Source organism: Microbacterium sp. LMI13-1-1.1, from assembly GCF_040815625.1.
Taxonomy (GTDB): domain Bacteria; phylum Actinomycetota; class Actinomycetes; order Actinomycetales; family Microbacteriaceae; genus Microbacterium; species Microbacterium forte.
This window is the reverse complement of sequence record NZ_JBFPNL010000001.1, coordinates 945,576-965,698: the sequence shown is the minus strand read 5'-3', so window position 1 is coordinate 965,698 and position 20,123 is coordinate 945,576. Positions and strand designations below refer to the sequence as shown.

Annotated in this window: 20 protein-coding genes; 8 read left to right on the top strand and 12 right to left on the bottom strand. The window is 67.6% G+C overall.

Annotated elements, in window-relative coordinates:
- The first annotated feature begins 15 nt into the window (after nucleotides 1-15).
- Genes MRBLMI13_RS04670 through MRBLMI13_RS04660 form a run of 3 tightly spaced genes read left to right on the top strand, consistent with a single transcriptional unit; the run spans nucleotide 16 to nucleotide 4,200 of the window.
- Nucleotides 16-1,638: an FAD-binding oxidoreductase gene (locus MRBLMI13_RS04670; protein ID WP_367820096.1), complete on the top strand. Its 1,623-nt coding sequence runs from the start codon at nucleotides 16-18 to the stop codon at nucleotides 1,636-1,638.
- Nucleotide 1,639: 1 nt separating this feature from the next.
- Nucleotides 1,640-2,551, top strand: coding sequence for a YegS/Rv2252/BmrU family lipid kinase (locus MRBLMI13_RS04665; protein WP_367820098.1), 912 nt, complete (start codon nucleotides 1,640-1,642; stop codon nucleotides 2,549-2,551).
- Nucleotides 2,548-4,200, top strand: a complete 1,653-nt coding sequence (locus MRBLMI13_RS04660) for a GMC oxidoreductase (protein WP_367820100.1) — start codon at nucleotides 2,548-2,550, stop codon at nucleotides 4,198-4,200. Before MRBLMI13_RS04665 ends, MRBLMI13_RS04660 begins: the two co-directional genes overlap by 4 nt.
- Before the next feature lie 47 nt (nucleotides 4,201-4,247).
- On the opposite strand, the gene MRBLMI13_RS04655 is transcribed toward MRBLMI13_RS04660, so the two are convergent.
- From MRBLMI13_RS04655 to MRBLMI13_RS04640, 4 genes are all read right to left on the bottom strand, one after another.
- On the bottom strand, nucleotides 4,248-6,407 hold the full coding sequence (locus MRBLMI13_RS04655; RefSeq protein ID WP_367820102.1) for a 3-hydroxyacyl-CoA dehydrogenase NAD-binding domain-containing protein: 2,160 nt from the start codon (nucleotides 6,405-6,407) through the stop codon (nucleotides 4,248-4,250).
- A 5-nt stretch (nucleotides 6,408-6,412) separates the two neighbouring features.
- The gene (locus MRBLMI13_RS04650; protein ID WP_056377658.1) at nucleotides 6,413-7,618 is read right to left on the bottom strand and encodes a thiolase family protein; all 1,206 of its coding nucleotides are present in this window, start codon (nucleotides 7,616-7,618) and stop codon (nucleotides 6,413-6,415) included.
- A gap of 73 nt (nucleotides 7,619-7,691) precedes the next feature.
- Nucleotides 7,692-8,885, bottom strand: a complete 1,194-nt coding sequence (locus tag MRBLMI13_RS04645) for a ribonuclease D (RefSeq protein ID WP_367820104.1) — start codon at nucleotides 8,883-8,885, stop codon at nucleotides 7,692-7,694.
- Complete coding sequence (locus tag MRBLMI13_RS04640; protein WP_367820106.1) at nucleotides 8,878-9,459, bottom strand: DUF3000 domain-containing protein; 582 nt, start codon at nucleotides 9,457-9,459, stop codon at nucleotides 8,878-8,880. Before MRBLMI13_RS04640 ends, MRBLMI13_RS04645 begins: the two co-directional genes overlap by 8 nt.
- Nucleotides 9,460-9,484: 25 nt before the next feature.
- On the opposite strand from MRBLMI13_RS04640, the gene MRBLMI13_RS04635 reads away from it, so the two are divergent.
- On the top strand, nucleotides 9,485-10,639 hold the full coding sequence (locus MRBLMI13_RS04635) for an alpha/beta hydrolase family protein (protein WP_367820108.1): 1,155 nt from the start codon (nucleotides 9,485-9,487) through the stop codon (nucleotides 10,637-10,639).
- On the opposite strand, the gene MRBLMI13_RS04630 is transcribed toward MRBLMI13_RS04635, so the two are convergent.
- Together MRBLMI13_RS04630 and MRBLMI13_RS04625 are read right to left on the bottom strand one after the other, a co-directional pair.
- The gene (locus MRBLMI13_RS04630) at nucleotides 10,623-11,054 is read right to left on the bottom strand and encodes a SufE family protein (protein ID WP_056377665.1); all 432 of its coding nucleotides are present in this window, start codon (nucleotides 11,052-11,054) and stop codon (nucleotides 10,623-10,625) included. The two genes, MRBLMI13_RS04635 and MRBLMI13_RS04630, sit on opposite strands and share 17 nt — an antisense overlap.
- A gap of 19 nt (nucleotides 11,055-11,073) precedes the next feature.
- Complete coding sequence (locus MRBLMI13_RS04625; RefSeq protein WP_367820110.1) at nucleotides 11,074-11,967, bottom strand: sulfurtransferase; 894 nt, start codon at nucleotides 11,965-11,967, stop codon at nucleotides 11,074-11,076.
- A gap of 144 nt (nucleotides 11,968-12,111) precedes the next feature.
- Between MRBLMI13_RS04625 and zapE the strand changes: the two genes are divergently transcribed.
- From zapE to MRBLMI13_RS04610, 3 genes are all read left to right on the top strand, one after another.
- Nucleotides 12,112-13,161 (top strand): cell division protein ZapE, encoded by a 1,050-nt coding sequence (gene zapE / locus MRBLMI13_RS04620; protein WP_079112861.1) that lies wholly within the window; start codon nucleotides 12,112-12,114, stop codon nucleotides 13,159-13,161.
- Nucleotides 13,162-13,276: 115 nt separating this feature from the next.
- Nucleotides 13,277-14,515 carry an ammonium transporter gene (locus MRBLMI13_RS04615; RefSeq protein ID WP_042540252.1) on the top strand — a complete coding sequence of 413 codons (1,239 nt, stop codon included), beginning with the start codon at nucleotides 13,277-13,279 and terminating at the stop codon, nucleotides 14,513-14,515.
- Nucleotides 14,516-14,535: 20 nt separating this feature from the next.
- Nucleotides 14,536-15,114, top strand: a complete 579-nt coding sequence (locus MRBLMI13_RS04610; RefSeq protein WP_367820113.1) for a type II toxin-antitoxin system PemK/MazF family toxin — start codon at nucleotides 14,536-14,538, stop codon at nucleotides 15,112-15,114.
- Here MRBLMI13_RS04610 and MRBLMI13_RS04605 read toward each other — a convergent pair.
- On the bottom strand, nucleotides 15,060-15,758 hold the full coding sequence (locus MRBLMI13_RS04605; protein WP_367820115.1) for a Pr6Pr family membrane protein: 699 nt from the start codon (nucleotides 15,756-15,758) through the stop codon (nucleotides 15,060-15,062). The genes MRBLMI13_RS04610 and MRBLMI13_RS04605 overlap by 55 nt on opposite strands.
- 96 nt (nucleotides 15,759-15,854) lie before the next feature.
- On the opposite strand from MRBLMI13_RS04605, the gene MRBLMI13_RS04600 reads away from it, so the two are divergent.
- On the top strand, nucleotides 15,855-16,238 hold the full coding sequence (locus tag MRBLMI13_RS04600) for an SPW repeat domain-containing protein (protein WP_042540254.1): 384 nt from the start codon (nucleotides 15,855-15,857) through the stop codon (nucleotides 16,236-16,238).
- A 50-nt stretch (nucleotides 16,239-16,288) separates the two neighbouring features.
- Here MRBLMI13_RS04600 and MRBLMI13_RS04595 read toward each other — a convergent pair whose 3' ends face one another.
- The 5 genes from MRBLMI13_RS04595 to MRBLMI13_RS04575 all read right to left on the bottom strand — a co-directional run bounded on the left by MRBLMI13_RS04595 (nucleotide 16,289) and on the right by MRBLMI13_RS04575 (nucleotide 20,114).
- Entirely contained in the window at nucleotides 16,289-16,651 is a 363-nt protein-coding gene (locus MRBLMI13_RS04595; protein WP_367820117.1) for a GIY-YIG nuclease family protein, read from the bottom strand.
- A gap of 89 nt (nucleotides 16,652-16,740) precedes the next feature.
- Nucleotides 16,741-17,193 carry a hypothetical protein gene (locus MRBLMI13_RS04590; protein WP_367820119.1) on the bottom strand — a complete coding sequence of 151 codons (453 nt, stop codon included), beginning with the start codon at nucleotides 17,191-17,193 and terminating at the stop codon, nucleotides 16,741-16,743.
- Nucleotides 17,194-17,227: 34 nt separating this feature from the next.
- Nucleotides 17,228-18,025, bottom strand: a complete 798-nt coding sequence (locus MRBLMI13_RS04585) for an ABC transporter ATP-binding protein (RefSeq protein ID WP_367820121.1) — start codon at nucleotides 18,023-18,025, stop codon at nucleotides 17,228-17,230.
- Nucleotides 18,022-19,089 (bottom strand): FecCD family ABC transporter permease, encoded by a 1,068-nt coding sequence (locus tag MRBLMI13_RS04580; protein WP_367820123.1) that lies wholly within the window; start codon nucleotides 19,087-19,089, stop codon nucleotides 18,022-18,024. Before MRBLMI13_RS04580 ends, MRBLMI13_RS04585 begins: the two co-directional genes overlap by 4 nt.
- Nucleotides 19,086-20,114, bottom strand: coding sequence for an iron chelate uptake ABC transporter family permease subunit (locus tag MRBLMI13_RS04575; protein ID WP_367820125.1), 1,029 nt, complete (start codon nucleotides 20,112-20,114; stop codon nucleotides 19,086-19,088). The genes MRBLMI13_RS04580 and MRBLMI13_RS04575 overlap by 4 nt, the downstream gene beginning before the upstream one ends.
- Nucleotides 20,115-20,123: the final 9 nt, after the last annotated feature.

Here is a 20,123-nt window from a genome sequence, read left to right as displayed (position 1 = left end):
GTCACACTGTAACGCATGAGCGGAGAGAACGGCAGGGTCGCCGTGCGGTCGGAGATGCGCTGGAACGGCTGGGGCGATCCCGCTCGGGCATCAGATCTGCCGCGTGCCGTGCGCATGCTTCTGCCCTTGCTGCTCGGACGCCCGCAGAAGCCCGCGACGGCTGTGAACCTCGCCGAGGTGCGGGTCGAGCCGTCCGCTCTGCTCGACGGCGATCTGCAGGCTCTGACGGCGGTGGTCGGGGCAGAGCACATCGACACGGCGGATGAGTCGCGGATCCGCCATGCAGGGGGCCGCTCGACACCGGATCTGCTCAGACGGCGGCAGCGGGAACAGGCGTCTCCGGATGCCGTCGTGCTGCCAGGAAGCCACGATGAGGTCGCGGCGCTGCTCCGCGTGTGCGCCGACCGGGGGATCGCCGTGATTCCGTTCGGGGGCGGAACGAGCGTGGTCGGCGCTCTCGACCCCGATCGAGGCGCGCACCGCGCGGTCATCAGTCTGGACCTGCGGCGGCTCTCGGGCCTCATCCGTCTCGATGAGGTGAGCGGCGAGGCCTGTCTCGCCGCGGGGACCACCGGTCCGGAAGCTGAGGCGCTGCTCGCTGCTCAGGGCTTCGAACTCGGCCACTATCCGCAGAGCTTCCGCTACGCCACGATCGGCGGGTTCGCCGCTGCGCGCTCGTCGGGGCAGAACTCGGCGGGGCATGGGCGATTCGACTCCATGGTCACCGGCCTCAGAGTCGCGACCCCGACCGGCGACATCGATCTCGGTCGATCACCGGGCTCCGCTGCCGGTCCTGATCTCATCCGAGTCTTCCTGGGGTCGGAGGGCATCTTCGGGGTGATCACCGAGGTGCGTGTTCGAGTCCATCCTGTGCCCCGAGAGCGCGTCCTCGAGTCGTGGAGCTTCGCGGACTTCTCGCATGGTGTCGACGGGCTGCGACAGGTGGCCCACAACGGAGGCGGCCCCACGGTCATTCGTCTCTCCGATGAGGCCGAGACCGCCGTCAGCCTCGCCCAGGTGGGCCGGATCGGGAAGGCGCTCGCGAAGGGCGCGAGCATCGTCACCGTGTACGAGGGCGACGGCATCGCCGAGCGTCGGGCGCGGACCTCCGAGATCCTGACGGCGGCAGGTGGCGTGTCATCCGGAGCGAGCGGCGCGGAGGGATGGCTCGACGGCCGATTCGACGGCCCCTATCTGCGTGATTCCCTGCTGGATGCGGGGGTGTTCTGCGAGACGCTGGAGACGGCGACCACGTGGTCGAACCTGCACCACCTCCGAGCGGAGATCACGGCCGCTCTTCGCGGCGGCTTCGCGGCGGCCGGTGCCAAGTCCTATGTGATGTGCCATATCTCACACGTCTATCCGACCGGAGCCTCCCTGTACTTCACGGTGCTCGCGAACCTTCGGTCCGACCCCCTGGAGGCGTGGGCGGAGATCAAGCGACGGGTGAACGACTCGATCATCGCGGCGGGTGGCACGATCAGCCATCACCACGCCGTCGGTCGCGATCATGCCCCATGGCTCGAGAAGGAGATCGGCGAGACGGGCGTGCGGATCCTCGCGGCCATCAAGCGCGAGCTCGACCCGACGTGGATCCTCAACCCGGGGGCGGTCATCATGTCGGATCGGTCGGCCTGACATGGCTGAGCACATCGCCGTGCTGTCGAACCCGTTCGCCGGCAAGGGGCGCGGAGCGCATCAGGCCGAAGCCGCGCTCGCCCACCTCCGCGCCCGAGATCTGGACGTGCGCGTCTACACGGGAGAGTCGGCCGCGTCCAGCCGGATCCTGGTGGCACAGGCGCTCCGTGAGAGTCCTCGCGTGCTCGTCGTCGTCGGAGGAGACGGCACGCTCTCCGCCATCCTCGACGCGGTGTGCGCAGCCGGGGTGCCGGTCGTCCTGGTGCCGGCCGGCACCGGCAACGACCTCGCTCGAGCTCTGGGTCTGCCCCGCCGCGACCCGGTCGCCGCGGCGGAGCTCGTGCTGACCGGCGTTCCCCGAGCGATCGACATCGGTGAGATACGCGCGGCGGGGCGTGTCGATCCATTTCTGACGATCGCCGCGCTCGGGTTCGATGCGAAGGTCAGTGATCGCACCAACCGGCTGCGCTGGCCGCACGGTGTGCTGCGCTACTACCTCGCCCTGATCGTGGAGCTCGTGCGCCTCCGGCCGATGGAGTTCACGGTCTCCGTCGACGGCGCCGCGCCCATCCACGCGCCCGGCACGCTCGTCGCGGTGGGCAACACCGAGAGCTACGGCGGGGGCATGCCGTTGTGCGTCGGCGCCGCCGCCGACGACGGGCTGCTCGACATCGTGCAGGTCGCGCCGCTGACTCGGCTTCGGCTGCTGCACCTGTTCCCGCTGCTGTTGCGCGGAGCGCATCTGACCAGACCCGAGGTGACCCGTCGCCAGGCTCGTTCCGTGACGGTGAGCGCCCCGGGGCTCGTCGTCTACGCCGACGGAGAGCGCATCGCCGAGAGCGAGTGCACCATCGGAATCCGCCGGTCGGCTCTGACGATCCTGGTGCCCACGACTGCGCAGGAGCAGCGATGAACGATACCTCGCGCGATGCGCAGGACAGCGGGGCCTTCGACGACGAGGTCGTCGTCATCGGCTCGGGGTTCGGCGGCTCGGTGGCCGCATTGCGGCTGGTGGAGAAGGGCTATCGCGTGCGCGTGTACGAGGCGGGTCGTCGCTTCGAGGACGAGGACTTCCCGAAGACCAACTGGAACGTCCGCCGCTATCTGTGGGCGCCGAAGCTCGGATGCTTCGGCATCCAACGCATCCATCGTCTGCCTCATGTGATGATCCTCGCGGGAGCAGGGGTGGGCGGGGGCTCCCTCAACTACGCCAACACGCTGTATCAGCCCGGCGGCGCGTTCTTCGACGACCCGCAATGGAGTGCTCTCGCGGATTGGGAGACCGACCTCGCGCCGCACTATGCGACAGCGAAGCGGATGCTCGGAGTGGTGGAACGCTATCCGCACACGGGCCCGGTCGAGCGCATCATGGCGGGCGCGGCCGACGACCTCGGAGTGGGCAGCACATTCCGCAACGCACCTGTCGGGGTCTGGTTCGGCAAGCCCGGCGAGCGCACAGCGGACCCCTTCTTCGGAGGGGAGGGTCCGGACCGCACAGGCTGCACGCTCTGCGGCAACTGCATGGTCGGATGCCGCGTCGGCGCCAAGAACACACTGATGAAGAACTATCTCGCCCTCGCCGAGAAGCGCGGTGTCGTCATCGAGGCGTTGCGCACCGTCACCGAGGTGCGCGAACTCCCCGGCGGCGGCTTCTCGGTGACGACGGAGCGAAGCGGGGCATGGTTCCGGAGCGAGCGCCGCACCGTCCGCGCACGCCAGGTGGTGCTGGCAGCGGGGACCTGGGGCACGCAGCAGTTGCTGCATCGGATGAAACGCGCCGGAGCCCTTCCACGGGTGTCCGACGCCGTCGGCCGCCTCACCAGGACCAACTCGGAGGCTCTCGACGGCGCCGTCGCCGTTGCTGTCCCGGCCTCCCTCGAGCTCGCGCGCGGCGTCGCGATCACGACCTCGTTCCACATCGATGCGAGTACGCACGTCGAGAATGTGCGGTACGGGCCGGGATCGAACCTCATGGGGGCGCTCGCGTCGATCATGGTGCCCGGTGATCGCGGTCTCGGACGACGACTGGCGAGTCTGATCGCTCAATTCGTGCGTGCGCCGATCCGTCAGCTGCGTCTGGGCTCACTTCGACGCTGGAGTGAACGCGGCATCATCGCGCTCGTGATGCAGACGGTCGACAACTCCCTCTCGCTGTCACTCCGGCGACGGTTCGGGCGGCTGGTCATGACCAGTGCGCAGGGACACGGCGAACCGAACCCCAGTCATCTGCCGCAGGCGCACCGCGCGGCCGCGGCGATCGCAGCGCGGGTCGAGGAGGAGGGCGGCGTTCCGGCTGCGGCCCGAGGCTCGTGGCCCGAGGTCTTCGGCATCCCGCTGACTGCTCACTTCCTCGGAGGCGCCGTGATCTCGTCCACCCCCGAGACCGGCGTGGTCGATCTCTACCATCGGGTATGGGGTCACCCGGGGTTGCACGTCGTAGATGGCGCCGCCGTGCCGGCGAACCCCGGGGTAAACCCGTCGCTGACGATCACCGCGCTCGCCGAGCGCGCTCTGTCGCACTGGCCCCGCCGCTGCGAGGCCGATCAGCGCCCGCCGCTGTAGACACGACGGAGGGGGCCGCCTGATGGCGACCCCCTCCGATGTTCAGATCAGCGGTTCTCGATGCCGCGGACCTGCGGCGTGTGGAACTCGCCGCCGAACGCCCGCTGCGAGGCGCCCTCACGGTCGAGGTACGGCGATGCGCCGCCGTCGATGAACGGCCAGCCGGCTCCGAGGATGAGGCACAGATCGATGTCCTCGACCTCGGGCACGACGCCCTCGTCGAGCATCAGCTTGATCTCGCTCGCAAGGCCGTCCTGCACGCGCTGCAGAATCGTCTCTGCTGACGCCGGCGTCTTGCCGACGGCGGGCTTCAGCAGCTTCTCTGCCTGCTTCGTCCAGCCGGTGACGCGACCACCCTTGTCCTTCTCGACGACCGCATCGAGCTCCGCGAGCGCATGGAAGTTCTCGTTCGCATAGAAGCGGTCGGGGAACGCGTGCGCCATCGTGTCCTGCACGTGAGCGGCGACCTTCCAGCCGACCAGGTCGATCAGCTGGAACGGACCCATCGGAAGGCCGAGCGGCGCGAAGGCCTTCTCGACGTCCGTGATCGGGGTGCCCTCGTAGACCGCGCGAGCTGCTTCGCCCATGACCTCCGCCAGCAGCCGGTTCACCACGAAGCCCGGGGCGTCGGCGGTGAGCACCGCGTTCTTGCCCAGGTTCTTGGCGACGACGAACGCCGTCGACAGCGCGGCCTCGGAGGTGCCCGGTGTCTTCACGATCTCGATCAGCGGCATCACCGCGACCGGGTTGAAGAAGTGGAACCCGACGAGGCGCTCGGGGTGAGCGAGCTTCGCGCCGATCTCTTCCACAGACAGCGACGAGGTGTTCGTCGCGAGGATGGCGTCTTCGGCGATGACCTTCTCGATCTCGCCGAACACCTGCTGCTTGACGCCGACCTCTTCGAAGACGGCCTCGATGACGAAGTCGCAGTCGGCGTAGAGGCTCTTGTCGGTGGTGCCGGTCACGAGCGCCCGGAGCTTGTTGGCGGAGTCCGCGTCGAGGCGACCCTTCGCCTCGAGCTTGCCGATCTCCTCGTGGATGTAGGCGACTCCCTTGTCGACGCGCGCCTGGTCGAGGTCGGTGATCAGCACGGGCACCTGCAGCTTGCGCACGAACAGCAGCGCGAACTGGCTGGCCATCAGGCCGGCGCCGATGATGCCGACCTTGCTCACCTTCTTGGCCAGCGCCTTGTCGGGAGCGCCGACCGGGCGCTTCGCGCGCTTCTGCACCAGATCGAAGGCATACATCGAGGCGGCGAACTGGTCACCCGTCACGAGATCGGCGAGGGCCTCGTCTTCTCGGGCGAAGCCCTCGGCCTTCGTTCCGCTCTTCGCCTTGTCGAGCAGGTCGAGTGCGGCATACGGAGACTTCGGAACGGTGCCGATCTTCGACTCGAGCATGCCTCGGGCCATCTTGATCGCGATCGGCCACTTGGTGAGTCGTTCGATCTTGCCCGGCTCGTTCTTGCGCTCGACCTTCTTGCCCCCGAGGACCGCATCCGCCCAGGCGAGAGAGTTCTCGAGGTAGTTGGCCGCGGGGAAGATCGCATCGACGATGCCGAGATCGAAGGCCTGCTGCGGCTTCAGCATCCGGTTCTGCTTGAGCGGGTTCGAGATGACGACCTCGAGAGCGTTCTCGATTCCGATCAGGTTGGGCAGAAGGTATGCCCCACCCCACCCGGGGATGATCCCGAGGAAGACCTCGGGGAGCGCGATCGCCGCTGCGGAGGCGTCGACTGTGCGGTAGCTGGAGTTCAGCGCGATCTCCAGACCGCCGCCCAGCGCGAGGCCGTTCACGAACGCGAACGACGGCACTCCGAGCTCGCCGAGCTTGCCCAACACCTTGTGACCGAGCTGCGCGATCAGGCGGGCGTTGTCACGCGAGCCGACCTTGCTGATGTCGGAGAGGTCGGCGCCGGCGGCGAGGATGTACTGCTTGCCGGTGATGCCGACCGCCTGGATCTCTCCGGCAGCGGCGCGGGCGGCGAGCCCGTCGAGGGTCTCGCCGAGCGCGGTGAGCGTGGCGGGTCCCAGAGTGTTCGGGCGGTTGTGGTCGCGTCCGTTGTCGAGGGTGATCAGCGCGAGGACCTTGCCCGACGCGAGGCGGATGTCACGCACGGGAGAGTGCGTGATCACCTCGCCGTCGGTGAGAGCCTGGATGGGGGAGAAGTCGACATTCGCGTACTGCTCGGAAATCGAGTTGGCCATCGGGCTTACTTCCTCTTCTTGCCGTCGTAGTGCGGGTTCTCCCAGATGACGGAGCCGCCCTGCCCGAGACCGACGCACATGGCCGTCAGGCCGTAACGCACGTCGGGGCGCTCGGCGAACTGCGCCGCGAGCTGGATCATCAGACGCACACCGGATGCCGCGAGGGGGTGACCGAGTGCGATGGCGCCGCCCCACTGGTTGACACGGGGGTCGTCGTCGGCGATGCCGAAGTGATCGAGCAGCGAGATGACCTGAATCGCGAAGGCCTCATTGAGCTCGAACAGGCCGATGTCGGCGATCGTCAGTCCGGCCTTCTTCAGGGCCTTCTCCGTCGAGGGGATCGGTCCGATTCCCATGATCTCGGGCTGAACGCCGGCGAAGGCGAACGAGACCATGCGCATCTTCGGCGCGAGGCCGAACTCCTTCACGGCTCCGCCGCCGGCGAGCAGCGACATCGTCGCGCCGTCGGTGAGCGGCGACGAGGTTCCCGCCGTCACCCGACCGTGCGGGCGGAAGGGCGTCTTCAGGGCGGCGAGGTCGTCCATCGTGGTCTGCGGACGACGACCCTCGTCCTCGGTGGCGAGACCCCAGGCGCCGTCGGCGCCCTTGGTCGCGACCGACACGAGATCGGGCTGGATCTTTCCGGCGTCGTAGGCCGCCTGCACCTTGTGCTGGCTGAGCATGCCGAACCGGTCGGAGCGCTCCTTCGTCAGGTGCGGGAAGCGGTCGAAGATGCGCTCGGCCGTGACGCCCATGTTCAGGGCACCGGGGTCGACCATGCGCTCGGCGACGAATCGCGGGTTGGGGTCGGCGTTGCCGCCGATCGGGTGGTGGCCCATGTGCTCGACACCGCCGGCGAGAGCGAAGTCGTACATGCCGACGCCGATCGACGCGCCCATGGTCGTGACGCTGGTCATCGCGCCGGCGCACATGCGCTCGACGGCAAGTCCTGGCACAGTCTGCGGAAGCCCCGCGAGAATCGCCACGGAACGGCCGAGGGTCAGGCCCTGGTCTCCGGTCTGACTGGTCGCGGCGATGGCGACATCGTCGATGCGGTCGGCCGGGACGGCTGCGTTCCGCTCCATGAGGCCGATGGTCGCCTTGACAGCGAGGTCATCAGCGCGGGTGTTCCAGTACATGCCTTTTTCGCCGGCGCGCCCGAAGGGGGTGCGCACTCCATCGACGAAGAAGACGTCCGATATTTCGGCCACTCTGCCTCCAAGTTTGTGCGGTGGCCTCAGTCTATGGAGGGCCGGAAACGGGGAGGAATCGGTTGGATCGAACCTACGAAGCGTCCGACGGGGGCTCGTCGGGTGTTTGCGCGGCTTCTACAAAGGCGTCGGCGATCTTCTGTGCAGTCTGTGCAATCTGCCAGGGGCGGGCACCGAGCTCCGCGAGCGCGACGCCGATGGCTTCCGGCGTCGTTCCCGGCACGTCCCAGGCCACCCGGCGGAGGTGATCGGGGGTGAGCAGGTTCTCCGTCGGCATTCCGAGCTCCTCAGCCGTGGCCTCGACGACGGGGCGCGCGGCCTTGAGGCGCGCATCGGCCTCCGGATTGCGGTCCGACCATGCCCGAGGTGGCGGCAGCGTGTCGCTCGGAACCCGCTCACGGGGCAGCTCCTCCGTGGCGCGTCCATCGACCATCGCCTGCCACCAGCGATCGAGTTGCGTACGGCTCGCTCGACCTTGGAAGTCCTTGATTCCTGCCAGCGCCTGCTTGCTCTGCGGGTTCGCGAGCACCGCAGCGATCAGTGAGCGATCCGGCACCAGACGTCCCGGAGAGACATCCTGATCCTGCGCGAAGGCCTCGCGAGCCTGCCACAGCGAGCGCGCGACGGCCAGGTTGCGCGCACCGCGCACCTGGTGGAGCCCGCTCAGGCGACGCCAGGGGTCTTCGCGCGGAGGCTTCGGAAGCCGGGTGAGCGTGGCGGCGAACTCCTCGGCGGCATACGCGGTCTTGCCCTGCTCTTCGAGCTCCGCCTTCAGCGCCTCATAGACGTCGATCAGGTACAGCACATCGAGCGCCGCGTACTCGAGCCAGGCCGCGGGGAGCGGTCTGGTCGACCAGTCCGCCGCGGAGTGCTCCTTCTTGAGGGTGATGCCGAGCGTGTTCTCCACGACGGCAGCGAGACCGACTCGTTCGTGACCCAGCAGGCGCGATGCGAGCTCGGTGTCGAAGATCTCCTGCGGCAGCAGATCGAGTTCGCGAAGCGAAGGGAGGTCCTGGCTGGCTGCATGGAAGACCCAGAGCACATCACCGATCGCCTCCTGCAGCGGGCTGAAGTCGCCGAGCGCCGGGGGGTCGAAGAGGAAGACCCCCGCGTCTCGGCGGAAGACCTGCACGAGGTACGCCCGCTGGGAATAGCGGAATCCGGATGCCCTCTCGACGTCGACGGCGACAGGGCCCGTGCCTGCGGCCAGTGCAGCGCACGCCGCACGGAACTCCGAGACGTCGGAGATCACGGAGTATTCAGTCACGTGCTGCCTTTCGCGCGCCGATAACGGCGATGCCCTCGGAACCCGGCGGAAGACCCGCCAGCATCCCGACCAGTTCGACCCAGGCCTCGACATGGGGTGCGAAGGGGCCCTCGGGTGTCCAGGACGCCCTCAACTCTATCTGTGCGCCGTCTCCTTCGACGGCGAGGCCACCGAAGCCCTTCGAGAGGGTCTTGGTCGACGTGCCGGACTCGGAGTGATAGCCGGCGCCTCTGGAGTCGAGCGCGTCGACGAGCCACGACCAGGTGACATCGGCGAGCAGGGGATCGGTGCCGATCTCCGTCTCCAGAGGAGCCTGGGCGAAGATCACGATTCGCCAGTCGCCGTCCCACGCTGCCGGGTTGTCGGGATCATGCAGCAGCACGAAGCGTCCGGTGCCGTAGGTGGACTCCCCGCTGTCGTCCGGGCGGACGTCTGCGGCGAGCGCGAGGGCGTGCGGAGCCAGGCCCTGTGGTGTGGGTATCTCGCGGATGGTGATGTCTGCGCGGAAGGCGATATCGCGCAGTTCGGCCACGGCGGCGTCGAAGATCGTCCCGGCATCGGGGTGAGCGGTCACGGCAACAGGCTAGAGTCAGGAAGCGATGAAGAGTCTCAGGCACGCCGTTGCGCTCCTTGTCCCTGCACTGCTCGCTCTCGGGACGGCACTGGCCCTGCTCGTCTTCAGCGTGGCCCGCCGGGTCGTGATTCCGAAGAAACGACCGGCCGACGTCGAGATCCTCGCGGTCGACACCGGCGCGCAGACGATCGAGCTCACTCGAACACGAGACACCGAGCTGCCGGGGCGTTACGGTCTCTTCACCTCGGGCACGTACGGGTACGTCAAGCTCGGCGCGGTGCTCAGCGCCGACGCGACGACCGTGCGGCGCAAGCTGCTCACGCAGATCGAGCCCGGCGCCCGCGTCGACAGGAGCGCGGGATTCAGCGGCTGGTACTACTCGACGCCCAGCGAGCTGCACCTGCCATGGCAGAACGTGCTCATCGGGTCACCGGCGGGTCCGTGCCCCGCGTGGCTCTTCCCCGGCGAGTCGTCGACGTGGGTGGTCCAGGTGCACGGCCGCGGAGTCACCCGTGCCGAGTGCCTTCGCGCAGTCCCCGTGCTGCACGCGGCGGGCTTCCCGAACCTCGTCGTGTCGTACCGGAACGACGGCGAGGCTCCACGCAGCCGAAGCGGCTCCTACGCGCTGGGGGCTGCCGAGTGGCGCGATGTGGACGCCGCGGTCTCGTACGCGCTGCGCCACGGCGCTGAGCGCGTGATCCTGATGGGATGGTCGATGGGGGGTGCGGTCTCTCTGCAGACCGCACTGAACTCGGGCAACCGCGACCGCATCGCCGGACTGATCCTCGAGTCGCCCGTGATCGACTGGCGCAGCGTGCTGCGCTTCCAGGCGCGAGCGGCGGGAATGCGCGCGCCGCTGCCGGATCTGGCGATGAGCGCGCTGTCCGTTCCGCTGACCGCGCGGCTCAGCGGCGCTGAGAACGCGATCTCGTTCGACAGCCTTGACATAGTGGCGCGCGCGGATGAGTTGACAGTGCCCATTCTCATCCTGCACAGCGATGACGACGGATTCGTGCCGGCCGACGCGTCGCACGCGCTGCAGCAGACCCGCCCGGATCTCGTCACCATGCCGGCATTCTCGGGCGCTCGGCACACCAAGATCTGGAACTACGACCAGATCGGGTGGAGCGACGCCATCACAGGATGGCTCGCCACCCAGGACTTCAGCGCTTCTGCCTGACCTGCTTCTTCGCGCGCATGAGCATTCCCGTCATGCCGCCGATGCGCAGGGGCGACACGGCTCTGGTGAGCCCGATCGACTGCGGGTAGTCGTCGGGGATCGCCAGGACCTCGTCGGCAGTGAGGCCGGTGATGCCCTGCACGAGGATGCTCGCGAACCCGCGCGTGGTCGGTGCCTCGGGCGGAGCCGTCGCGTGCATCGTGACCACGCCGTCATTCACCTCGACGTAGATGTAGACGGGGGATTGGCACTCCGCGACGCGCTCGCACATCTCCGGGTGGTTCGCGACCTCCTCGGAGACCTCGGGCAGCTCGTCCGAATACTCCAGCAGGAGCAGCAGACGATCCGCTTCGGGGGTCTCGAGGAATCCGTCGCGGATCTCGGCGAGGGTGTCAGGAAGTTCGCTCTTGCTCATCCCTGCCATCCTCCCACGGTCAGAGGGATCCGGGCTCCGATCCGGTGACGATCGGGACGCGCACCGCGCTGCCCCACTCGGTCCACGAGCCGTCGTAGTTGCGGACGTTCTCGAAGCCGAGCAGGTGCCTGAGCACGAACCAGGTGTGGCTGGAGCGCTCACCGATGCGGCAGTACGCGACGACGTCGTCGCCGTCCGCGAGTCCGGCGCCCCCGCGGTAGATCGCATCGAGTTCGGCACGCGACTTGAAGCCGCCGTCCTCTGCCACCGCCTTGGCCCACGGCACGCTCTGAGCAGTCGGGATGTGGCCTGCGCGCAGAGCGCCCTCGTCGGGGTACGCCGGTGCGGTGGTGCGCTCACCGCTGTACTCCTCGGGGGAGCGGACGTCGATCAGGGGGCTGCCGATGTGTGCGAGAACGTCTTCCTTGTAGGCGCGGATCACAGAGTCATCGCGCTCGACGACGGGGTACTCCGTCGGCGTGATCTGCGGTGCGTCGCGGGTGATCTCTCGACCCTCCGCGATCCAGCGATCGCGACCGCCATCGAGCAGTCGCACGTCCTCGTGGCCGAAGAGCGAGAAGACCCAGAGCGCGTAGGCGGCCCACCAGTTGTTCTTGTCGCCGTAGATCACGACCGTGTCGTCGCGGGATATGCCCTTGCTGCTGAGCAGCTTCGCGAACCCCTCGCCATCGACGTAGTCGCGGACGACCGGGTCGTTGAGCTCGGTGTGCCAGTCGACCTTCACGGCGCCCGGGATGTGACCGGTCTCGTAGAGGAGCACATCCTCGTCGGATTCGACGACGACCAGGCCGGGCGTGCCGAGGCGCTCGGCCAGCCACTCGGTGGTCACGAGCCGGCCGGGCTCGGCATACTCGGCGAACTTGGACGAAGTGGTGTCGAACTCGATGGCCACAGGGATCTCCTCAGACGGTGAGCGGCGATGATGCAGGGGTGACGGCGTAATGTGGAGCCGATACTTCGACGATAGATCCACGCCGCGCGCCCTGCACCGGATTCGTAAGACTTCGACACAGGTGCGCCCCGATACAGGACCGTGATGACCGACACGCCCACCCGCACGGGCATCGTGCACCTGACAGATCGACAGCCGACCGTCACCGGTCCCGAGATGCTGGCCAGCCTCGTGCCGCCGCCGCAGTTCGACGGCGCCACGTTCGAGAGCTATCGCGCCGACGAGGCGTACCCGTCTCAGGAAGAGGCGAAGGAGACACTGATCCGCTTCGCCGGACGAGGCGCTCCTGTGAAGCGCGGTGGATTCTTCGGCCGAGCCAAGAAGGAGCCCGAGACGAAGCCGGGCGTCTATCTCGACGGCGGCTTCGGCGTCGGAAAGACCCACCTGCTGGCCTCGATCTATCACGCGATGCCCGCGCGTAGGAAGTACTTCGGCTCGTTCATCGAGTACACGGCTCTGGTCGGCGCGCTGGGATACAAGAACACCGTCGACCTGCTCAAGGGCGCCGATCTGCTGTGCATCGACGAGTTCGAGCTCGACGACCCGGGCGACACCATGGTGATGACGCGCCTGATCGGCGAACTCGTGCCGACAGGCACCAAGCTCGCCGCAACCTCGAACACGCCGCCGAACGCGCTGGGAGAGGGACGCTTCGCCGCGCAGGACTTCCTGCGTGAGATCCACGCGATGTCGGACAGCTTCCAGACGATCCGCATCGACGGCGTGGACTTCCGCCAGCGCGCTCTCGACGGGCACGCCGTCGTCAGCGATGACGATGCGTACGACCGCGCGATCGAGGATGGGGCCGGCCGGGGCATCGCATCAGACGACTCGTTCGCCGATGTGATCCGTCACCTGGCTCGCGTGCACCCCTCGCGCTACCTCCGGATCATCGCAGGACTCGACCTCGTGGGCCTGAAGGACGTGCGAGTTCTGACGGACCAGTCCGAGGCTCTGCGCTTCGTCGCGTTCGTCGACCGTGTGTACGACGCGCAGATCCCGATCGTCGCCACCGGTGTGAGCCTCGATCAGGTGTTCGCGGAGGAGATGCTGAGCGGCGGATACCGCAAGAAATACCTGCGTGCTATCTCCAGACTCAATGCACTTACACACGCGGATCGCAGTGTCGCGTAACGCGATGTTCACACACGCGGCGTCTCTGTAACGCCGCCGCAACAAACCTCACGCATTCCGGAAATCGGGCGGCCTCACACTGAAGCTCTCAGTTTCCCGAATGTGAGGTTTGACTATGGATGCTCCAGGCAACATCTCCTGGGCGATCACCGCGACCGCCCTCGTACTGCTCATGACGCCCGGCGTCGCCTTCTTCTACGGCGGTCTCGTCAAGGCCAAGAGCGTCGTCAGCATGATGATGATGAGCTTCGGCTCGATCGGCCTCGTCGCCGTTCTGTGGATCCTCTTCGGGTTCTCGATGAGCGCCGTCGACAGCCCCACCGCCTTCGCAGGCAACCCCTTCGCCGACATCGGCCTCTCCAGCCTCGCGGCCGGTGAGGGGTCGAACGTCGCACTTCTCGGAGTCGCATACGGTGCGACCTTCGCGATCATCACCGTCGCACTCATCTCGGGTGCCATCGCCGACCGTGCGAAGTTCGGCAGCTGGCTGATCTTCGCCGGCGTCTTCGCCACGGTCGGATACTTCCCCGTCGCCGCATGGGTCTGGGGCGGCGGTTGGATCATGAACCTCGGCACCACGCTCTTCGGTGAGGACAGCGGCATCGGCGTGATCGACTACGCCGGCGGTACCGCTGTGCACATCAACGCGGGTGCTGCCGCGCTCGCGCTCGCAATCGTCCTCGGCAAGCGCATCGGCTTCCAGAAGGGCATCCTCAAGCCGCACAACGTTCCGCTCACCCTCCTCGGTGCTGCTCTGCTGTGGTTCGGCTGGTTCGGCTTCAACGCCGGTGCCGAGTGGCTCGCAGAGGACATGGGCGGCGTCGGACTCATCGGTCTGAACACCCTCGGCGCTACGGCGGCCGCGATCCTCGGCTGGATCCTCATCGAGAAGATCAAGGACGGAAAGCCCACGTCGGTGGGTGCAGCGTCGGGTGCCGTCGCCGGTCTGGTCGCCATCACCCCCGCCTGCGCCAACCTGACCCCCGGGTGGTCGCTGCTGCTCGGTGCCGTCGCCGGCATCGTGTGCGCACTCGCGGTGGAGATGAAGTTCCGCCTCGGTTTCGATGACTCGCTCGACGTCGTCGGCATCCACCTCGTCGGTGGCCTGATCGGAACGCTCTACCTCGGCTTCTTCGCCTCCGGAACCGGTCTCTTCGTCGGTGGCGACGCACGCCAGCTCGCCGTCCAGGCGATCGCAGCTCTCGGTGTGCTGGTCTACTCCTTCGTCGTCGCCTTCATCATCGGCTTCGCGATCGAGAAGACGATCGGCTTCCGCGTCACCAGCGAAGACGAGATCGCCGGTGTCGACCAGGTCGTGCACGGCGAGGAGGGATACGCACTGGCCGACGCCTGAACTCCCGTTAGGGTGACCGTGTGAGCAACTCGAACGGCATCCTGGCAAGACTCGCGGAGATCCTCTTCACAGCACTGGGATCCGACCGGGCGTCTCGGACGAACACTCGTCCGGGACGCCCGGTCTCGCGTGTACGGACCTCCGAGGAGGTGCGCTCCGCAGCATCCGCCACGAGAAGTGCGGCGCGGGGAAAGGAGACGGTGCGCGTCGACCCCGACCGGATCGAGCAGCTCCGCATCGGCTACGCGCCCGACCGCGACGGCGCACCGGACGCGGGAGAGATCATCTGGACCTGGGTGCCGTACGAGGAGAACGACGGCAGGGGCAAGGACCGTCCGGTGCTCGTGATCGGGCGCGAATCCGCGGATCGGGTCTACGCGGTGCGAATGACGAGCAAGGCCCACGACGGCGACCGCGACTATCTGTCGATCGGTTCCGGAGACTGGGACTCGCAAGGACGCGAGTCATGGGTCGATATCGAGCAGCTCTACAGCGTGCACGAGAGCGGTCTGCGCCGCGAGGCGGCCGTGCTCGACCGTTCTCGCTACGGTCGGGTGGCATCGGCGCTGGCACGTCGGTACGGCTGGGCGAGCGCGTGAGCATCTGACTCTTTCGAGCGTCTGGGGGTCTCGAAGCCGCGCACTCTGCTCAGCGTCCACACCAGCGAGCCGGATGCGACGAGAGCCGCCACGAGTCCCGCGACGTGCAGTGTCAGAGACATGCCGCCCCGCTCGGGCAGCAGGAATCCGTAGGGCACCCAGCCGTCCGTGATGCCCCTGAGCAAGACGACGCCCAGCCATGCGACCGGGTACGGGAGCACGAGCCAGAGGCGTCGCCACGGCATCGGAGCACGATCGCCGATGAGCACCCAGTCGAATACCAGCAGCACGGGGAACAGGGTGTGGAGTGCGAGGCTCACCCAGGCCGGCGCGCTTCCGGTTCCCGGTACCAGCACGTTGTACACGACGCCCACGACGATCATGCACGCAACGGCCACGGCACGAGCGCTGGTGAGCGGTACAGGTATCGAGCGACGGCGAATCGTCAGCAGCCCCGTCGCTATCAGGACACCAGAGGTCAGCAGACTCGTCAGATTCGTGAAGTAGCCGAAGTAGTCGACCAGACTCGCTCCCTGACGGGGAATTCCGATCACATAGGTGAACGCCAGGATCCCGACCACCACTCCGCCCACGAGCACACGGAGGATTCCGATCCCAGGAGAGGCAGGCGGCGATGACGTCATCCGTTCAGGGTACGAGCGGGACTGCTGCAATCCGTTCGGCGAAGCGCTGCGAACCATCTGTGAGTCGCAGCACGCGACGACATCACAGGAGGCATCATGCGTTTCATCCCCACCAAGGTCCATGGCATCCTCGACTACGTCGTCGGAGTGGCGCTGATCGCTGCTCCGTGGCTGTTCGGCTTCGCAAACGTCGGCGGTCCCGCCGTGATCATCCCGATCGTGCTCGGCGTCGGCCTCATCGTCTACAGCCTGTTCACGAAGTATGAATGGGGCCCCTTCGGCTTCATCCCTATGCCCGTCCACCTCGTCTTCGACATCGTCGCGAGCCTGTTCCTGGCGCTCTCGCCCTGGATCTTCGGCTTCTCGACCGAGGCGCCCAACGTGTGGCTCCCGCATGTGGTCGTCGGTGTCGCCGTGATCCTGGTCGTCCTGTTCTCACAGCCCCAGCCTGCGAGCGTCAAGGCCACAGCACGCGCCTGATCCATCTGCACTCTGAAGCCCCGCACGGAACGTCGGCCCCGTGCGGGGCCTCAGTTCTGCAACGCCGAGCTCACCCAGCGTGCGTACTGCTGCCAGGGTTCGCCCTCAGTGCGCAGCCCCGCAATGTGCGCCGACAGGATCGGGGTGAGCGTGAACCACTCGCCCCCCTCGCGGGCTTCCGCGAACTCCCGATGTCTCGCCTGTTCGACTTCCCGACCGCCACGCTCGAAGGCCAGGAGCTCTTCGTGCCGGATGCTGGCGAGGCGCTGCCGAGGGCGACGGCTGGTTCCGATCTTCACTCGGCGCTCATAGCGGATGTAGTAGACCACCTCGATCACCGGCCTGGGCAGACCGGGATCCGGCGAGTCCCCGTATCGCCATCCGCACCAGGCGCACATCAGCGCCGCTGCCACGCGCACTGCCTCCGCGTGGCCGCACAGCGAGCAGGGGCTGGGTAGCTGGATGGCCGACACGGTCGGCACGCTACCGGCAGCCACCGACGTCAGACCTCGCCTCGACGCCGCTTGAGGCCGCGGGGCACCCAGTTCCACCAGGTGAAGTGGTGGTCGCCCTGCTCGATGTCGAACTCCTGTCCGCACACGGTGCACTCGCAGAGGTACGTCATCGACCAGCCGGGTTCGCTCGTCGAGAGGATCCTGATGTGGCCCTGGGTCTCCTCTTTGCGTGGATCGTGCGTGAGCAGGCCGGGGTAGACGGCGCACCAGCACTTCCCGTCTCGGTATTGTTCGAGTTTGCTGAGGGCGTGCGTGAAGTGGTCGTTGTTCGAATAGATCGCGCCGCCCAGGTCGAGCTGCGCCGCAGCGAGCCGGAGTCTCGGCAGCGCTGCGAGGAGCGGGTCGAGCGTCTCGGGATCCCGGGAGTGGATGGTCTCCCACACCGCCGGCATCACGCGGCTGCGGTCACCCGAGAGGAAGTCGTCGAGCAGCGTGGTCATCCGGCCAGGCTAACAAGTTCGCATCCCTGCCTCCTCAGCGGGGGACGACGAGGGGAGTGCCCGTGTGCGGGTCGGAGATGATGGTGCAGTCCAGCCCGAAGACCTCCGCGACGCGCTCCGAGGTCACGATCGACGACGGATCGCCGGACGCCACGATCCGGCCGTCGCGCATCATGATCATGTGATCGGCGAACCGCGCGGCTTGATTGAGATCGTGCAGCACGGCGACGATCGTCCGACCTTCGGTGTGCAGCTCGTGGAACAGCCGCAGCAGCTCGTACTGGTGTGCGATGTCGAGGAAGGTCGTCGGCTCGTCGAGGAGCATGGTGGGCGACTCCTGTGCGAGCAGCATCGCGACCCACACGCGCTGCCGCTGTCCACCGGACAGTTCGTCGACGAGACGCCCGGCGAGCTCGGTCGTCCCGGTCGCGGCGAGAGCTGCCGCGACAGCCGCCTGATCTCGATGAGACCACTGGCGCAGGATCGTCTGGTGCGGGTGTCTTCCTCGTGCGACGAGGTCGGAGACCCGGATGCCGTCGGGGGCTATGGACGTCTGTGGCAGCAAACCCAGACGACGTGCGATCTCCTTGGTGGGGAGATCGGTGATCGCCCGTCCGTCGAGCAGCACCTGCCCGGTCCGGGGCTTCAGCAACCGGGCGAAGGCGCGCAGCAGTGTGGACTTGCCGCACGCGTTCGGCCCGACGATGACCGTGAATGACCCGGTGGGGATGTCTACACCGAGGTGCTCTGAGACGATGCGGCCGTCGTACCCGATCGTGAGATCCTCTGCACGCAGCCGCGCAGTGTCGGTTTCGGTGATGGTGAGGGTCATCTTCTTCTCGCTTCCTGGATGAGCAGCCAGATCAGATAGACACCGCCGAGGCACACCGTGACGATGCCGACGGGGATCTGGGTCGGCGCGAACAGCCGTTGCGCCAGGACGTCACTGGAGATCAGCAGAAGCGCCCCGACGGCTGCGGATGCCGAGAGAGTCACGCTCGCGGAGCCGGTCAGACGTCGCGCGACCTGCGGTGCCGCCAGCGAGATGAAGGCGATCGGACCCGCCATCGCCGTGACTGCCGCGGTGAGGCAGACGCCCAGGATGATGAGCATCAGACGGGTGCGGCCGGTGCGGACGCCGAGTGCGGATGCCGCGTCGTCGCCCAGTTCGAGCAGGTGCATCCGATCCGCGAACAGCGAGACGGCGACACCGATGGGAACGATCACGCACGCCGCGATCGCGACCTGCTCGGCGGTGATGACGTTGAGGGAACCGGCACCCCACGCGCTGGCCAGCATCGCGATCCGGAGATCCGCGTTGAGGATGATCCAGGTGTTCACGGATGCCAGCATCGAGGCCACCCCGATGCCGACGATGATGAGCCGGAAGCCGGTGAATCCTCTCCGGAACGCGAGAAGGTACACGAGCACAGCGGTCGTCGCGCCACCGGCCAGTGCCGCGGCAGCCGTCGAGGCGACGCTGATGCCCATCGACGTGATCACGAGCAGCGCACCGGTGTAGGCGCCGGCGTCGAATCCGATGACATCGGGGCTGCCCAGCGGGTTCCGGGTGAGCGACTGGAAGATCGCGCCGCCCACGCCCAGGGCGATGCCGAACGCCAGCGCTGCGACGACACGGGGCAGTCGCCATTCGACGATCACGAGTTCGGCCCGAGGCTCGCCCATGCCGAGCAGCGTGACCAGAACCTCGCCCGGGGAGAAGGTGACATCGCCGAGAGTCAGGGCGAAGACGCCGACGGCTGCCGCGGCCAGGAGAGCGGATACGGTGACGATCGTCGCGCGAACACCGATCCGCTGGGAGAACACGGGGGTGCGAGGGGTGAACACGCGTCGACCGGCGTCGACCGCGACGGACGACGTCAGAAGACCGGTCACAGTCCGCTCACCTTTCGCCGGCGCACGAGCGCGATGAGGACAGGTGCACCGATCAGCGCCGTCATCACCGAGACCGGAAGCTCTCCGGTGCGGAGCACCGATCGTCCGACCACGTCAGCCGTGAGCAGCAGCAGCGGAGCCGCGAACAGGGTCCCGAGGAGGATCCACCCCTGATGCGGACCGACGAACCAGCGCACGGCGTGCGGAACCATCAGACCGATGAAGGCGATCGGCCCGGCCGCGGCGGTGGCCGCACCGCACAGCAACGTCACGGCGACGATCGAGAGCACCCGGGTGAGCACGACGCGCGAGCCGAGGGCGGTCGCCAGGTCGTCGCCGAGCGCGAGTGCGTTGAGCGAGGGCGCGAGGCAGAAGGCGAGCACGAGGCCGATCAGCAGAAACGGGATCACGGTGTAGACATCCGGCGTCAGAGCGGTCAGCGATCCGGCGTTCCAGGTGCGGATCGCATCGAAGGCCCGGGGGTTCAGCAGGCCGATCGCCGCCACGACACCGCCCATCACAGCGCCGAGGGCCACGCCGGCGAGGGTCATCCGAATCGGATCCGGTGCGGTGCGGCCCGCGGATCCGATCAGGTGGACGAGGACGGTCGCGACGATGGCTCCCGCGAACGAGAACCAGATGTAGCCGCTTGCCGCGCTGAGTCCGAAGAATGCGACCCCGATCGTGACGCCGAGACTGGCGCCGGCGTTCACGCCGAGGATGCCGGGGTCGGCCAGCGGGTTGCGCGTGAAACCCTGGATCAGCGCACCGGCGATGCCGAGTGCGGCGCCCACGGCCAGTCCGATGACGGTGCGCGGGATGCGCATGCCCCGGACGATGGCGCCGGAGTCGCCCTCGCCCGTGGTGAGCCCGCTCCAGACCTCGTCGACGCCGATGCGCTGCGAACCGAAGAAGATGCTGGCGATGCAGACGATCGCCAATGCGATGGCGAGGAGAACGACCACCAGGCCCCGGCGCGTGGCCGAGACCTGGTGCGTCTGCTCCTCTGAGAGAACGTCTGTCATGAGTCGGCG

Bases quoted from the DNA above. Each gene is read 5' to 3' on its own strand.
- MRBLMI13_RS04670 (WP_367820096.1), top strand. From the start codon at position 16: ATGAGCGGAGAGAACGGCAGGGTCGCCGTGCGGTCGGAGATGCGCTGG.
- MRBLMI13_RS04665 (WP_367820098.1), top strand. From the start codon at position 1,640: ATGGCTGAGCACATCGCCGTGCTGTCGAACCCGTTCGCCGGCAAGGGG.
- MRBLMI13_RS04660 (WP_367820100.1), top strand. From the start codon at position 2,548: ATGAACGATACCTCGCGCGATGCGCAGGACAGCGGGGCCTTCGACGAC.
- MRBLMI13_RS04655 (WP_367820102.1), bottom strand. From the start codon at position 6,407: ATGGCCAACTCGATTTCCGAGCAGTACGCGAATGTCGACTTCTCCCCC.
- MRBLMI13_RS04635 (WP_367820108.1), top strand. From the start codon at position 9,485: ATGAAGAGTCTCAGGCACGCCGTTGCGCTCCTTGTCCCTGCACTGCTC.
- MRBLMI13_RS04630 (WP_056377665.1), bottom strand. From the start codon at position 11,054: ATGAGCAAGAGCGAACTTCCTGACACCCTCGCCGAGATCCGCGACGGA.
- zapE (WP_079112861.1), top strand. From the start codon at position 12,112: ATGACCGACACGCCCACCCGCACGGGCATCGTGCACCTGACAGATCGA.
- MRBLMI13_RS04615 (WP_042540252.1), top strand. From the start codon at position 13,277: ATGGATGCTCCAGGCAACATCTCCTGGGCGATCACCGCGACCGCCCTC.
- MRBLMI13_RS04605 (WP_367820115.1), bottom strand. From the start codon at position 15,758: ATGACGTCATCGCCGCCTGCCTCTCCTGGGATCGGAATCCTCCGTGTG.
- MRBLMI13_RS04600 (WP_042540254.1), top strand. From the start codon at position 15,855: ATGCGTTTCATCCCCACCAAGGTCCATGGCATCCTCGACTACGTCGTC.
- MRBLMI13_RS04590 (WP_367820119.1), bottom strand. From the start codon at position 17,193: ATGACCACGCTGCTCGACGACTTCCTCTCGGGTGACCGCAGCCGCGTG.
- MRBLMI13_RS04585 (WP_367820121.1), bottom strand. From the start codon at position 18,025: ATGACCCTCACCATCACCGAAACCGACACTGCGCGGCTGCGTGCAGAG.
- MRBLMI13_RS04575 (WP_367820125.1), bottom strand. From the start codon at position 20,114: ATGACAGACGTTCTCTCAGAGGAGCAGACGCACCAGGTCTCGGCCACG.